The organism is Peribacillus sp. FSL E2-0159 (assembly GCF_038643155.1).
GTDB classification, from domain to species: Bacteria; Bacillota; Bacilli; order Bacillales; family DSM-1321; genus Peribacillus; species Peribacillus simplex.
In genome coordinates, this window is sequence record NZ_CP152053.1 from 1,690,816 (window position 1) to 1,705,377 (window position 14,562).

At 43.6% G+C, this 14,562-nt stretch carries 10 protein-coding genes; 9 read left to right on the top strand and 1 reads right to left on the bottom strand.

Annotated elements, in window-relative coordinates; translation table 11 throughout:
* Positions 1-112: 112 nt before the first annotated feature.
* The 8 genes from NYE63_RS08430 to pyrE are packed head-to-tail and all read left to right on the top strand — an operon-like array spanning position 113 to position 9,616.
* Positions 113-1,048, top strand: coding sequence for an aspartate carbamoyltransferase catalytic subunit (locus NYE63_RS08430; protein WP_342604785.1), 936 nt, complete (start codon positions 113-115; stop codon positions 1,046-1,048).
* Positions 1,011-2,297 (top strand): dihydroorotase, encoded by a 1,287-nt coding sequence (locus NYE63_RS08435; protein ID WP_342604786.1) that lies wholly within the window; start codon positions 1,011-1,013, stop codon positions 2,295-2,297. The genes NYE63_RS08430 and NYE63_RS08435 overlap by 38 nt, the downstream gene beginning before the upstream one ends.
* A complete protein-coding gene (locus NYE63_RS08440) occupies positions 2,294-3,400 on the top strand; it encodes a carbamoyl phosphate synthase small subunit (protein WP_063231915.1) in 1,107 nt (368 codons plus the stop codon). The genes NYE63_RS08435 and NYE63_RS08440 overlap by 4 nt, the downstream gene beginning before the upstream one ends.
* A complete protein-coding gene (gene carB, locus NYE63_RS08445; RefSeq protein ID WP_342604787.1) occupies positions 3,379-6,585 on the top strand; it encodes a carbamoyl-phosphate synthase large subunit in 3,207 nt (1,068 codons plus the stop codon). The genes NYE63_RS08440 and carB overlap by 22 nt, the downstream gene beginning before the upstream one ends.
* Positions 6,582-7,361, top strand: a complete 780-nt coding sequence (locus tag NYE63_RS08450; RefSeq protein ID WP_342604788.1) for a dihydroorotate dehydrogenase electron transfer subunit — start codon at positions 6,582-6,584, stop codon at positions 7,359-7,361. The genes carB and NYE63_RS08450 overlap by 4 nt, the downstream gene beginning before the upstream one ends.
* Complete coding sequence (locus NYE63_RS08455) at positions 7,358-8,299, top strand: dihydroorotate dehydrogenase (protein WP_342604789.1); 942 nt, start codon at positions 7,358-7,360, stop codon at positions 8,297-8,299. Before NYE63_RS08450 ends, NYE63_RS08455 begins: the two co-directional genes overlap by 4 nt.
* Positions 8,271-8,987, top strand: a complete 717-nt coding sequence (gene pyrF / locus NYE63_RS08460) for an orotidine-5'-phosphate decarboxylase (RefSeq protein WP_342604790.1) — start codon at positions 8,271-8,273, stop codon at positions 8,985-8,987. The genes NYE63_RS08455 and pyrF overlap by 29 nt, the downstream gene beginning before the upstream one ends.
* Positions 8,981-9,616: an orotate phosphoribosyltransferase gene (gene pyrE / locus NYE63_RS08465; RefSeq protein WP_342604791.1), complete on the top strand. Its 636-nt coding sequence runs from the start codon at positions 8,981-8,983 to the stop codon at positions 9,614-9,616. The genes pyrF and pyrE overlap by 7 nt, the downstream gene beginning before the upstream one ends.
* Positions 9,617-9,668: 52 nt before the next feature.
* On the opposite strand, the gene NYE63_RS08470 is transcribed toward pyrE, so the two are convergent.
* Positions 9,669-11,390: an NFACT RNA binding domain-containing protein gene (locus NYE63_RS08470; RefSeq protein WP_342604792.1), complete on the bottom strand. Its 1,722-nt coding sequence runs from the start codon at positions 11,388-11,390 to the stop codon at positions 9,669-9,671.
* Between the two features lie 423 nt (positions 11,391-11,813).
* On the opposite strand from NYE63_RS08470, the gene NYE63_RS08475 reads away from it, so the two are divergent.
* Complete coding sequence (locus NYE63_RS08475) at positions 11,814-14,492, top strand: calcium-translocating P-type ATPase, SERCA-type (protein ID WP_342605711.1); 2,679 nt, start codon at positions 11,814-11,816, stop codon at positions 14,490-14,492.
* Positions 14,493-14,562 lie beyond the last annotated feature (70 nt).

Here is a 14,562-nt window from a genome sequence, read left to right on the forward strand (position 1 = left end):
GGATAAAGTGTAAACCATTCCGTGTCCTCATAATCTTTATGACCTACACCCTGTCCTTAATGGCGGGGTGTTTTTTATGCCCCGCATCACAAATGTGAAAGGAGCAGGATCGATGAAAAATTTATTGACCATGAATGAATTGACTATAACTGAAATTGAAAGAATTTTACATGAGGCAGAGGGATTTGCCAACGGATCGAGCTGGAATCCTAAACAGCTTACCACTGTTGCCAATCTGTTCTTTGAACCAAGTACACGAACAAAATCAAGCTTTGAAATGGCTGAAAGAAAACTAGGACTGGAGGTCATTCCTTTTGATGCCGGTACATCATCCGTGTTAAAAGGGGAAACCTTATATGACACAGTTAAAACGCTTGAAGCAATAGGTGTCAATGCCTTGATCATCCGTCATGAACAGGATAATTATTTTGACGAATTGAATGAAAAGATCGGGATTCCAATAATCAATGCAGGGGATGGCTGCGGAAATCATCCAACCCAATCATTACTAGACTTATTAACGATAAAACAAGAGTTTAAAAATTTCAAAGGTCTGAAGATTGCAATAATCGGTGATGTAAGGCATAGTCGGGTTGCGAAATCGAATGCAGAAGCATTAACTCGTTTAGGAGCGAATGTCGTATTTTCGGGTCCGCCTGAATGGTTTGACAGAACAAACAGTTTAGGAAGGTATGAAGACATCGATCATGCGGTAGCTACATCGGATGTGGTCATGCTGCTCAGAATACAGCATGAAAGGCATATTGAAAAATACGATCAGGCAAATGGAGATTATCTGGAAAGTTTTGGCCTGACCAAACAACGTGAAAAGAATATGAAACCGGATGCGATCATCATGCATCCTGCACCAATAAACCGCGGTGTTGAAATAGACAGTGATTTAGTCGAATGCAGCCGCTCAAGAATTTTTAAACAAATGGAAAATGGCGTGTTCATTAGAATGGCCGTATTAAAAAATGTGCTTGAACAATCCGAAGGGGGAAACATTCATGAAAACAGTAATCAAAAATGGAGTATTGCTAGATAATCAAAACTCATTCAAAAAAGCGGACATTGAAATAGAAGGCAAGGTCATTACAAAAATCGGCGAGAACTTGGCGACGGAAAATTGTAAAGTAGTTGACGCTGAAGGGTTACTTATTACATCAGGTTTTGTTGACCTGCATGTCCATTTACGCGAACCGGGCGGTGAACATAAAGAAACAATCGCAAGTGGAACACTTGCAGCGGCAAGAGGCGGTTTCACTACGGTAGCGGCGATGCCTAATACAAGGCCAGTTCCTGATACAGTGGAGAACCTTGAAGCGCTTAACAGGAAAATTGAAGAAACGGCTCATGTCAGGGTACTTCCATATGCATCCATAACGATTAGGGAAGCAGGCAAGGAGTTGACCGACTTTACTTCGCTAAAACAAACGGGTGCTTTCGCCTTTACGGACGATGGCGTAGGAATTCAAGAAGCTGGGATGATGCTGGAAGCGATGAAACGGGCAGCTGCTCAAGATATGGCCATTGTTGCCCATTGTGAAGACAATAGCTTAATCAATAAAGGCTCCGTCCATGAAGGAAGATTCTCAAAAGAACAGGGGATCAATGGAATTCCGTCCGTATGTGAAGCTGTGCATATTGCCCGGGATATCCTCCTTGCGGAAGCGGCGGACTGCCATTATCACGTTTGCCATATATCCACGAAGGAATCGGTAAGGACGGTAAGGGATGCCAAACGCGCCGGTATCCGCGTCACAGCCGAAGTTACTCCGCATCACTTATTATTGTGTGAAGATGATATACCGGGACTTGATCCGAATTATAAAATGAACCCGCCATTAAGGGGCCGTGAAGATAGGGATGCGTTGATAGAAGGACTGCTTGACGGAACCATTGATTTTATAGCAACAGACCATGCCCCGCATACGGCAGAGGAAAAAGCGCAGGGAATGCAGCTGGCTCCTTTCGGAATAGTAGGTTTGGAAACGGCCTTCCCGCTGCTTTACACCGAATTGGTTAAAAAGGGCATCATAACATTAAAGCAATTGATCGATTTCATGACAATCAAACCATCTGAAAGTTTCTCCCTTCCTTATGGAGAGCTAAAGGAAGGTACTGCTGCGGATATCGTGCTCATCGATTTGGAAACGGAAAAAGAAATTAATACTGAAGAGTTTGCTTCAAAAGGAAAAAATACACCTTTTAATGAAAAGAAATGTTATGGCTGGCCAGTCATGACGATCGCAGAAGGAAAAATAGCTTGGGAAAAAGGACGTGTTCAAGGATGAAAAGACAGCTAATTTTAGAAGACGGGACAGTATTCCTTGGGGAAGCATTCGGAGGGGACGTAGAAAAAATAGGTGAAGTCGTTTTTAATACAGGAATGACGGGGTACCAGGAGATTCTTTCCGATCCATCCTATTGCGGTCAAATCGTTACACTTACGTATCCATTAATCGGGAACTACGGGATAAACCGGGATGATTTTGAATCCATCAATCCAGCGATATCAGGATTTGTCGTTAAGGAAACAGCAGAACTTCCTTCCAACTGGCGAAACCAATTATCACTTGATGAATATCTGAAAATGAAGAACATACCTGGAATAAGCGGAATCGATACGAGAAAGCTGACAAGAATCATCAGGAAATCAGGTGCACTTAAAGGGGCGCTCTGCAATATCAATAAAGATGCAAAAGAAGTGGTTTCCCAGTTGAAAGCAACGGTGATTCCTTCTAATCAAGTGAAACAGGTTTCAACAAAAGCACCTTATTCCAGCCCGGGCAGAGGCCCGCGGGTAGTTCTTGTAGACTATGGTATGAAGCATGGGATTTTACGTGAGTTGACGAAACGCGGCTGTGATGTCGTGGTTGTGCCTTATAACGTCACGGCCGAAGAAGTGATGCAATATCATCCGGATGGCGTGATGCTTTCGAACGGTCCTGGAGATCCGAAAAGTGTTCATGAGACGCTTGAAATGATCCGCACAATCCAAACGCAAGTGCCGTTATTCGGAATCTGTTTAGGACATCAATTATTTGCACTTGCAAACGGGGCGGATACAGAAAAATTAAAATTCGGCCATCGAGGTTCTAATCATCCGGTTAAGGACCTTCGTACCGGAAAGGTATCCATCACATCTCAAAATCATGGATATACAGTTGAAGAGCTTTCCATTGAAAGTACAGATCTTATTGTGACACATACAGCATTAAATGACGATACGATTGAAGGTTTGCGCCATAAAAAGTATCCGGCTTTCACCGTACAATATCACCCGGAAGCATCACCGGGGCCGGAAGATGCCAACTACTTATTCAATGAATTCTTACAAATGATTGAAGCTGCAACCAACAAGGGGGAAAAAACATGCCAAAACGCACTGATATAAAAAGCATCCTAGTAATTGGTTCCGGTCCGATCGTCATCGGACAGGCCGCCGAGTTCGATTATGCAGGAACCCAAGCGTGTATAGCCTTAAAAGAAGAGGGGTATCGAGTGATCCTGATTAACTCTAACCCTGCTACCATCATGACAGACAGTGAAATGGCTGACGCGGTTTATATCGAACCGATCACATTGGAATTTGTCAGCAAAATCATTCGTAAAGAGCGCCCGGATGCACTGTTACCTACCTTGGGCGGACAGACTGGCTTGAACATGGCAGTCGAGCTTGCCGAAGCAGGAATCCTAGAAGAATGCAATGTGCAGATTCTTGGGACCAAACTTTCAGCTATCCAACAAGCGGAAGACCGTGACCTTTTCCGTACGCTAATGAACGATTTAGGGGAACCAGTACCTGACAGCGACATTATTCATAACTTGGAAGAGGCTTATACATTTGTTGAACGAGTCGGCTACCCGGTCATTGTTCGTCCAGCCTTCACGCTTGGTGGAACAGGCGGTGGGATTTGTGATAACGAAGAGCAGCTGATAGAGATTGTTGAGGGTGGCCTGAAAAGCAGCCCGGTTCACCAATGTCTGCTTGAGAAGAGCATTGCCGGTTTCAAAGAAGTGGAATATGAAGTGATGCGTGATTCCAATGATAATGCAATAGTCGTTTGTAATATGGAAAACTTCGATCCTGTCGGTGTCCATACAGGCGATTCAATAGTTGCTGCACCAAGCCAAACATTAAGTGACAGAGAGTATCAAATGCTTAGAAATACCTCTTTGAAGATTATCCGTGCCTTGAAAATTGAAGGTGGATGTAATGTTCAGCTTGCGCTAGATCCAAACAGCTATCAATATTATGTCATTGAAGTGAACCCAAGGGTCAGCCGTTCGTCGGCACTTGCTTCAAAAGCAACAGGATATCCAATTGCAAAACTTGCAGCAAAAATAGCCGTTGGTTTGACGCTTGATGAAATGATGAACCCTGTCACTGGCAAAACGTATGCCAGCTTTGAACCGGCACTGGACTATGTCGTTACGAAAATTCCACGCTGGCCTTTCGATAAGTTCGAAAGCGCCAACCGTAGGCTCGGGACCCAAATGAAAGCGACCGGAGAAGTCATGGCAATCGGCCGTACATTCGAGGAATCAATCTTAAAAGCTGTCCGTTCCCTTGAAGCGGGTATATACCATCTTAATTTGAATGACGAGTTTGAGGATGGGAAAATAGAGAAACGAATCCGAAAAGCTGGAGATGAACGGTTATTCTATATCGGTGAAGCGTTAAGAAGGGGGAAAACGATCGAAACCATCCACGAATGGAGCCAGATCGATTTATTCTTCTTGCATAAGTTGAAAAAGATAATCGATTTTGAAAAGCAGCTTAAAGAACATTCTTTTGATTGTGAAGTATTGCAAAAGGCTAAAGAACTAGGGTTTTCTGACAAAACGATTGCAGAAATATGGGAAGTTCCCGAAATTGATGTCTATGAGTACCGGAAAAAGCAAGGAATCATCCCTGTTTACAAAATGGTTGATACATGTGCTGCCGAGTTCGAATCGGAAACACCGTATTTTTATGGGACATATGAAGATGAGAATGAATCCATCGTTACTGACAAGAAAAGTGTCATTGTTCTGGGATCAGGCCCAATTAGGATAGGGCAAGGAGTAGAGTTTGATTATGCGACCGTACATTCGGTATGGGCCATTAAAGAAGCGGGATATGAAGCGATCATCATTAACAACAATCCTGAAACAGTTTCGACGGATTTCAGTATCTCCGACAAACTTTATTTCGAACCATTGACTATTGAAGATGTCATGCATGTCATCGATTTGGAAAAACCGGAAGGGGTCATCGTCCAGTTTGGTGGACAGACAGCAATCAACCTTGCAGATGGTCTTGTTGAAAGAGGAGTGAAGATCCTTGGTACTTCACTTGAAGACCTGGATAGGGCGGAAAATCGCAATAAATTCGAAAGAGCACTTAAGGATTTAGGCATTCCGCAGCCAAAGGGTAAAACCGCAACATCGGTTGATGAAGCGATCATCATAGCTGAAGATATTGGTTACCCGGTTTTAGTAAGGCCATCGTATGTTCTCGGAGGAAGAGCGATGGAAATCGTCTATAAACAAGAAGAATTGCTTCATTACATGAAAAATGCCGTTAAAATAAATCCGGATCATCCTGTCCTGATAGACCGCTACTTAACGGGTAAGGAAATCGAAGTCGATGGAATTTCCGATGGTGAAACGGTCGTTATCCCTGGAATCATGGAGCATATCGAACGTGCCGGTGTCCATTCAGGTGATTCGATTGCAGTCTATCCGCCTCAAAATTTAACGGAAAAACAAAAAGAAGTAATCATCGATTACACGACCCGATTGGCAAAAGGCTTGAATATAATTGGTCTCTTGAACATTCAATATGTCATCAGCAATGAAGAAGTGTATGTGATTGAAGTGAATCCACGTTCCAGCCGAACCGTTCCATTCTTAAGTAAAATTACGAATGTGCCGATGGCTAACTTAGCCACGAAGGTCATCTTGGGCAACACACTTGAAAGCCAAGGTTACAAATCGGGGTTAGTGCCAGAACAAACTGGGGTTTATGTGAAAGTGCCGGTCTTCTCTTTTGCAAAATTAAGAGGAGTGGACATCTCACTCGGACCTGAAATGAAATCGACTGGTGAAGTTATGGGGAAAGATAGCACCCTTGAAAAGGCTTTATATAAAGGGCTTGTCGCTTCCGGTTTCAAAATTAAGGGGCATGGTTCGGTGTTATTGACGATATCGGATAAAGATAAGCAAGAAGCGCTACTTTTAGCAAGACGTTTCCATAATATCGGTTTCAAGCTGATAGCCACCAGCGGAACTGCTGCCCTATTGGAGCAATCCGGCATCCCGACTGCGATTGTCGGTAAAATTGGCGAAGAAGGTACAAACTTACTGGATGTTATCCGGAACGGGGAAGCACAATTTGTCATAAATACTTTGACAAAAGGTAAGCAGCCTGCCCGGGATGGTTTCAGAATCCGACGTGAATCGGTTGAAAATGGAGTGACATGCTTAACATCACTTGATACGGCAGAAGCTATTTTAAGAGTGATAGAATCCATGACCTTCTCGGCAGAAGCAATGGGAAAAACGGAAAAAAGTCGTGAGGTGAGCTATATATGATCAAGAAGGAAAGAATGAAGGTGTTAAATCATAAGGAACTGGCCCCATCCATCTTTGAACTTACTCTGCAAGGTGAATTGGTTTCAGAGATGAATCAACCAGGCCAGTTTGTCCAAGTCAAGACAACAGAAGGCACTGAGCCATTGTTAAGACGCCCGATTTCAATTTCTTCTTACAACAACAGTGAAAAACAGTTCACGATGATATACCGGGCTGAAGGTAAAGGAACGACGCTGTTATCACAGCGTAAAGAGGCGGAAGCGGTCGATATCCTTGGACCCCTTGGCAACGGATTTCCCGTTCATGAGGCCAAACAGGGCGAAACGGCATTATTGGTTGGTGGCGGGATTGGTGTCCCGCCCCTGTATCAATTATCACAGATGTTGGTTGCGAAAGGTGTTAGGGTAATCCATGTATTAGGCTTCCAGACCAAGTCAGCCATCTTTTACGAAAAAGAATTCAGTGAGTTAGGTGATACCTATATTGCCACGGTGGATGGTTCATATGGGACAAAAGGATTTGTTACGACTGTAATAGACAACCTGGAGCAAGAGTTTGCAACGATCTTTTCATGCGGGCCTACACCAATGTTAAGAGCGTTGGAAGCGGGCTATCGTGAGAAAAAGCTTTACCTGTCCCTCGAGGAAAGGATGGGATGCGGCATCGGTGCATGCTTTGCCTGCGTGTGTCATACAGGGGATGATCCAACTGGTTTCAGTTATAAAAAGGTATGCAGCGATGGACCCGTATTCCGGGCAGGAGAGGTGGTATTATGAGCAGGCTTTCAGTTGAATTACCAGGATTACACTTGAAAAACCCGGTCATGCCAGCATCTGGTTGCTTTGGATTCGGCCGTGAATACAGTCAATTTTTCGACTTGGATATTCTTGGGGCGATCATGATCAAAGCGACCACTCCTGAGCCGAGGTTCGGTAACCCGACTCCGCGTGTTGCAGAAACTTCTTCGGGAATGCTGAACGCCATCGGACTGCAGAATCCAGGTCTAGAAAAGGTCATCAGTGAAGAACTGGCCTGGCTAAGTGGGTATGATGTTCCCATCATCGCCAACGTTGCGGGTTCGCAAGTAGCTGACTATGTAAAGGTTGCAAGTGATATAAGTAAGGTGGGGAATGTAAAAGCACTCGAATTGAATATCTCTTGTCCGAATGTAAAAGAAGGTGGCATAGCTTTCGGTACGGTTCCGGAAGTTGCCAAAGAGGTAACCAAGGCGGTCAAGGAAGTATCTTCGGTCCCTGTATATGTGAAGCTTTCACCAAATGTCAGTAATATTGTGGAAATGGCCAAAGCAGTAGAAGATGGCGGGGCCGACGGGTTGACAATGATAAATACATTAGTCGGCATGCGATTGGATTTAAAAACTGGCAGACCGATCCTTTCTAACAGAACGGGTGGATTATCTGGTCCTGCAATAAAACCTGTTGCTCTCCGGATGATTTATGAGGTAAGCCAGCAAGTGTCTATTCCAATAATCGGAATGGGCGGCATCGCTACAGCGGAAGACGTCATTGAATTTTTCTATGCGGGTGCCAGTGCTGTTGCGGTGGGAACCGCGAACTTCGTGGATCCCTTTGTATGCCCGACCATCATCGAAGAATTACCGAAATTGTTGGATGAGCTGGGATTTGACCATATTTCAGAATGTACCGGAAGGAGCTGGAAGCAAAATGAAACAGTCACTAATCATCGCTCTTGATTTCCCTGACCTCATTCAAACAGAAGAATTCCTAAAACAGTTCCATTCGGAAAAACTGGCTGTAAAAGTGGGGATGGAATTATTTTATCAGAATGGACCATCAATAATATCTTTCGTAAAAGAGCAAGGACATGATGTGTTTTTGGACTTGAAGCTTCATGATATTCCGAATACGGTCAAAATGGCCATGACAGGATTGGCAACTTTAGGTGCTGACATGGTCAATGTACATGCTGCTGGTGGACAAAAGATGATGGAAGCAGCCATGGAAGGTCTGGATAAGGGAACGTCCGCCGGGAAAAAACGTCCATTATGTATAGGGGTTACCCAACTGACGAGCACGTCACAAGAACAAATGAATGTAGAGCAAAACATTGCCGGATCTCTAGAGGATTCGGTCCTCCAGTATGCAAAACTTACTAAACAGGCAGGATTGGATGGCGTCGTCTGTTCCACCCATGAAGTAAAGAACATACATGAACGCATCGGTCATGAATTCTTAACGGTCACACCTGGAATCCGAAGTGCAGGTGGACAGACGCATGATCAAAAGAGAATTGCCACGCCTGAACAGGCTAGGGATTTTGGAGCGGATGCCATCGTTGTAGGGAGAGCCATAACGGGGGCGGCAAATCCATTAAGGGCGTATTTGGATATGAAAGCAGCTTGGGAGGGAATATCATGTTAAATAATAAGATAGCTGAACATCTATTGGAAATAAAAGCAGTGTACCTACAGCCGAATGACCCCTTTACTTGGGCATCTGGAATTCAATCACCCATTTATTGTGACAACCGTTTAACCCTTTCGTACCCAGAGGTTCGCAATGAAATAGCGGAAGGATTGAAAGGATTGATTGAACAGCATTTCCCTGAGGCTGAACTGATTGCAGGCACAGCAACTGCCGGCATTCCGCATGCAGCTTGGGTGAGTGAAAAATTAAATGCACCGATGTGCTATGTTCGATCCAAAGCCAAGGAGCACGGAAAGGGCAATCAAATCGAAGGCCGCGCAGTTCCAGGACAAAAAGTGGTGGTTGTGGAAGACTTGATTTCAACTGGCGGAAGTGTGATTACTGCTGTTAACGCGCTGAAACAAGCTGGCTGTGATGTTCTAGGAGTCGTTTCGATCTTTACTTACGAATTGGAAAAGGGAAAAGAAAAATTCGAATCTGAGGGCATTATTAACCATTCGTTGAGTGACTACTCGACTTTGATAAAAGTCGCTAATGAAAAAGGGTACATCACAGCAGAAGAATTGGAAAAGCTAAAAAAATGGCGGGAAAATCCGGCTGATACGGCTTGGATTTCAGCATGAAAATAGAGGTGGCCCAATCAATAGGATTGGATCACCTCTATTTTTTTACTATTTATTCCTTTACCGTTTCCTTTAAGCGTATGACGGTATCGGCATCCGGTGTAATATATACGGTCTGCTGCTGGTCGTAGATCACGAACCCGGGCTTAGAACCATTCGGTTTCTTAACATGGCGAACTTGTGTGAAGTCAACGGGGACTGAGCTCGATTGCTTTGCTTTGCTGAAGAAAGCTGCTAATACGGCTGCCTCTTTTATCGTTTTTTCACTTGGCGATTCATTTCGGATAACGACATGTGAGCCAGGTATATCTTTGGTATGAAGCCATATTTCATCACGACGTGCAAACTTATTCGTTAGATAATCATTTTGTTTATTATTCTTCCCGACAAAAATGAGATCTCCATCTGTAGCATAATATGTTTCAAGTTGCGGTTTTGCATTTGCAGGCTTTTTCATGCCTTTTTTCTTTTTTTGCCTAATGTATCCTTCTTCCTGAAGTTCTTCGCGAATCTCCTCTATATCTCTGGGTGAAGCTGATTGGAGCTGCTGATGCAAAGCTTCAAAGTAGGCCAATTCCAATTTTGTTTTTTCGATTTGTTCTTGGACTACTCCGACTGCATTTTTGGACTTTTGGTATCTGGAGAAGTACTTTTGTGCATTATCTGATGGATATTTTAATGGGTCAAGCGGGATGGTGACCATACTTTGTTCTTCATCATAATAATTGACTACTTCTATTTCCTTCATGCCTTTTTTCATTTGATATAAATTAGCTGTAAGCAGCTCACCGAACAATTGATACTGTTCTCCGCGTTCCGTATCTTTTAATGTACGTTCGAGCTTCCCGATTTTTTTTGAGTTCTTTTCGATTTCATTAGTAATGAAACGTTCTACATCCTGGCTCTTTTGCTTAACCCGATCTCTTTCTGCCTTTCCGAAGTAATAGCGGTCGAGCATCTCGCTCAATGAAGAAAACGTACGTTGATTCCCAGTCAGATGCTCTAGTGAAAGCATATAAAAAACTTCTTTATTTCCATCTTGTTTGATTGTCGCAGCATAGTTCTGTTCCGAGATTTCTTGGATAATCCTTAAAAAAGCTGATGGAAGGGTCGTGCTGTTGGCAAGTCCAGCCCGGTAGACAGCTTCCTTTGCAACTAATGGTGAAACTCCTGAAAAATGGGCAACAAGCTGTCGATCCAGCTTTCCTGAATTGAAGTCAATATTCTTCCTGATATCGTCCTCGGTAGCCTCGAAGGGATTATTCTTTTCTTGTGCGGGCGGAGCCTTATATTCCTGGCCGGGCAATATCGCCCGATAACTGTTAACGGCATGCGAAACATGCTTAATGCTGTCCAAAATCATATTCCGTTCTTTATCGACTAAAACAATGTTGCTGTGACGCCCCATGATTTCGATGATTAACTGCTTTTGCGAGACATCACCGAGCTCATTGCGGCCCTTCACTTCAAAAATGATCATCCTATCAAGTTCATATTGATAAATATCTTCTATCGTATAGCCTTCGAGGTGCTTCCTGAGAAGCATACAGAACATGGGTGCTTCTTTGGGGTTTTCGTAACTTTCCTCGGTCAATTGCACCCTTGAATAACTTGGGTGTGCTGATAATAAGAGCTTATGGTTCTTACCTCCAGCACGAACAACCAGTATTACTTCATTTTTATAAGGTTGATGGACCTTATTGATTCGTCCACCTTTTAATAAAGAAGCGATTTCTTCCGTCATCGCTTTCGTAAATAATCCATCAAATGACATTCTATTTTTACTTCCTTTACATAAGATTTTCTAAGATACTCATTTTGCTAGGCGTTATCAATTCATCAGGGCTGCCCATTTTAGCTGTATCATAAATTTTTAGCGAACTGGGTGTAAAGCTGGAGTTGCAGTTCAGGTATATTGAATGGCTGCTTATTTTAGGTTCCTGAGATTAATTGCAAATTTTGTCCATTCATCATGATTAGCGGTCGTTCATTCATTATATTATCCGGATCGTTCTTCTTTCCGCAATTCTGTTTAATTATAGCATTATTTTGGACGAGTCTGAATAATCATGGAAGAAGAGCAGGTTGTTTTATGTATCGGTAAGCAGGCAGGTGTTGGATGAGTAAAGCAAAGAGCGCCTGTTGATATGTATACAGGAGCCTATTTCATTCTATTCAAAGGGATGTGTGATACTTGATGGAGTTCAAGGAAATGAATAATCAAGAAATGGAGAAAGCGCTTCAAACAAACGTTACACACGGTTTGGACGATGATGAAGTAAAGGACAGGCTGCGTAGGCACGGCTTTAACGAATTGAAGGAAGGAGAAAAACAGTCTGCCATTCTTTTATTTTTCGCCCAATTCAAAGATTTCATGGTCATAGTTTTACTTGCCGCGACATTGGTCTCAGGGATATTGGGTGAATATATCGATGCGATTGCCATTATGGCGATTGTTTTTTTGAATGGATTACTTGGTTTTTTTCAAGAACGGAAAGCTGAAAAATCCCTGGATGCGCTAAAGGAAATGGCAGCGCCGCAAGTTAACGTACTTCGGGATGGCCAATGGCTGAAAATCCCTTCGAGAGAAGTCGTTGTAGGGGATATCCTGAAGTTCTCTAGCGGTGACCGAATTGGTGCCGATTTACGGATCATCGACCATTCAAGCCTTGAAATAGAAGAGTCTGCACTTACCGGCGAGTCACTTCCTGCTGTTAAATGTTCTGATCCGTTGATGAATGAGGTCGAAGGTATCGGTGATCAGGAAAATATGGCTTTTATGGGAACGATGGTAACAAGAGGAAATGGAGTCGGAATCGTAACCGCTACAGGAATGAAAACGGCAATGGGCAAGATTGCGGACCTCCTACAGACTGCAGAAACAAAAGAAACACCGCTTCAACGGCGGTTGGAGCAGCTAGGCAAAATTTTGATCGTCACTGCTTTAATATTAACTGTAATCGTGGTCCTGACTGGCGTCATTCAAGGGCATGACCTCTATACGATGTTTTTGGCCGGAGTATCCTTGGCTGTTGCAGCGATTCCGGAAGGCTTGCCAGCCATTGTGACCGTAGCCTTGTCTTTAGGCGTTCAGCGTATGATCAAACAAAAAGCGATTGTCCGCAAGCTTCCTGCCGTAGAAACGCTTGGCTGCGCAACGGTGATTTGCTCAGATAAAACAGGTACACTAACACAAAACAAAATGACGGTGACGAAGGTTTGGAGTGGAGGGAAAACTTGGGATGTCGGCGGTACTGGTTATAATCCTGTCGGAGAGTTCTCTTTAGAGGGAGTTTCAGTTGCGCCGAAAAACCATAATGCCTTGCTTCAAATAATTACATTCGGCATGCTCTGTAACAAAGCTGAGTTAAAGGAGAAGGGTAAACAATATATTTTAGACGGTGATCCGACAGAAGGGGCGATGTTGGTCGCGGCAATGAAAGCGGGATTGACGAGGGAGCACTTGGCTAAGAGGTTTACGATAGTCAAGGAGTTTCCATTTGACTCGAGCCGCAAAATGATGAGTGTTATAGTGAAGGACGATAAAGATAATCATTTCGTCATCGTAAAAGGTGCCCCTGACGTATTGATCGCCCAGTCCGACACTATTCTTTGGGAAGGAAGGTCGGAAATATTAAATAGGGAGAGTAAGGAAAGGGTGCAACAGGACATGAATGGGCTTGCATCGCAGGCACTTCGAATGATTGCTGTTGGTTATAAACCCCTTTCAAAGGGAACTATTTTACTTCATGAAACCGAAGCTGAGCGCAATTTGACCTTCATGGGACTGCAGGGCATGATCGATCCCCCACGTCCGGAAGTGAAGCAGGCAGTTAAAGAATGCAGGGATGCCGGAATCAAAACTGTCATGATTACTGGCGACCATGTAATAACCGCAAAGGCAATAGCTAAAGAACTTGGTATTTTAAGAGGGAAAGACCGTGTACTTGAAGGTCGGCAATTAGCGGACATGGAGGTCGGGGAACTTGAGGAAGTTGTTGAAAGTGTTTCGGTATTTGCCCGCGTTTCCCCGGAACATAAGTTGAAAATCGTAAAAGCCTTGCAAAATAAAGGACATGTCGTTGCAATGACAGGGGATGGTGTCAATGATGCTCCTGCGATAAAATCAGCGGATATTGGTATATCCATGGGCATCACGGGGACTGATGTCGCTAAGGAAGCTTCTTCCTTGATATTGGTTGACGATAATTTTGCCACGATTAAATCGGCCATCAAAGAAGGCAGGAATATTTATGAAAACATCAGGAAGTTCATCCGGTACTTGCTTGCTTCCAATGTTGGGGAGATTTTGGTCATGTTTTTTGCGATGCTATGTGCCTTGCCATTACCGTTGATACCAATCCAGATCTTATTCGTGAACCTTGTAACCGACGGACTGCCTGCGATGGCGTTGGGCCTGGATGCCGCTGAAGAGGATGTAATGAAAAGGAATCCAAGAAATGCTAATGAAGGTGTTTTTGGAAGAGGGCTTGGCTGGAAGATCATCTCACGCGGATTCCTGATCGGGATTTCTACATTGATCGCATTTTATGTAGTATATCGTGCAAATCCGGATAACCTTGCTTATGCACAAACGATTGCGTTCGCTACCTTGGTCCTGGCTCAGCTAATACATGTATTCGATTGCCGAAGCGAACATTCGATCTTCTCGAGAAATCCATTTGGAAACCTTTATCTAGTGGGGGCGGTATTGTCCTCCCTATTATTGATGATAGCCGTCATGTATGTGCAGCCATTACAAACAATCTTTCATACGGTACCGATTTCGGGAAGGGATTGGCTATTAGTAATAGGAATGGCATCCATTCCAACTTTTTTACTGGCTGGAACCTTTTTAGCAAGAAAAGCACAATGATATATGATATAATCTTTAAGGTGGTAGAGTCTTGCTCTATTGCCTTTTTATTTTTGTAGTATTTTATTTG

Excerpts from the sequence above, each read along its gene's own strand:
- NYE63_RS08430 (WP_342604785.1), top strand. The coding sequence starts at position 113 with ATGAAAAATTTATTGACCATGAATGAATTGACTATAACTGAAATTGAA.
- NYE63_RS08435 (WP_342604786.1), top strand. The coding sequence starts at position 1,011 with ATGAAAACAGTAATCAAAAATGGAGTATTGCTAGATAATCAAAACTCA.
- NYE63_RS08440 (WP_063231915.1), top strand. The coding sequence starts at position 2,294 with ATGAAAAGACAGCTAATTTTAGAAGACGGGACAGTATTCCTTGGGGAA.
- carB (WP_342604787.1), top strand. The coding sequence starts at position 3,379 with ATGCCAAAACGCACTGATATAAAAAGCATCCTAGTAATTGGTTCCGGT.
- NYE63_RS08450 (WP_342604788.1), top strand. The coding sequence starts at position 6,582 with ATGATCAAGAAGGAAAGAATGAAGGTGTTAAATCATAAGGAACTGGCC.
- NYE63_RS08455 (WP_342604789.1), top strand. The coding sequence starts at position 7,358 with ATGAGCAGGCTTTCAGTTGAATTACCAGGATTACACTTGAAAAACCCG.
- pyrF (WP_342604790.1), top strand. The coding sequence starts at position 8,271 with ATGAAACAGTCACTAATCATCGCTCTTGATTTCCCTGACCTCATTCAA.
- pyrE (WP_342604791.1), top strand. The coding sequence starts at position 8,981 with ATGTTAAATAATAAGATAGCTGAACATCTATTGGAAATAAAAGCAGTG.
- NYE63_RS08470 (WP_342604792.1), bottom strand. The coding sequence starts at position 11,390 with ATGTCATTTGATGGATTATTTACGAAAGCGATGACGGAAGAAATCGCT.
- NYE63_RS08475 (WP_342605711.1), top strand. The coding sequence starts at position 11,814 with ATGGAGTTCAAGGAAATGAATAATCAAGAAATGGAGAAAGCGCTTCAA.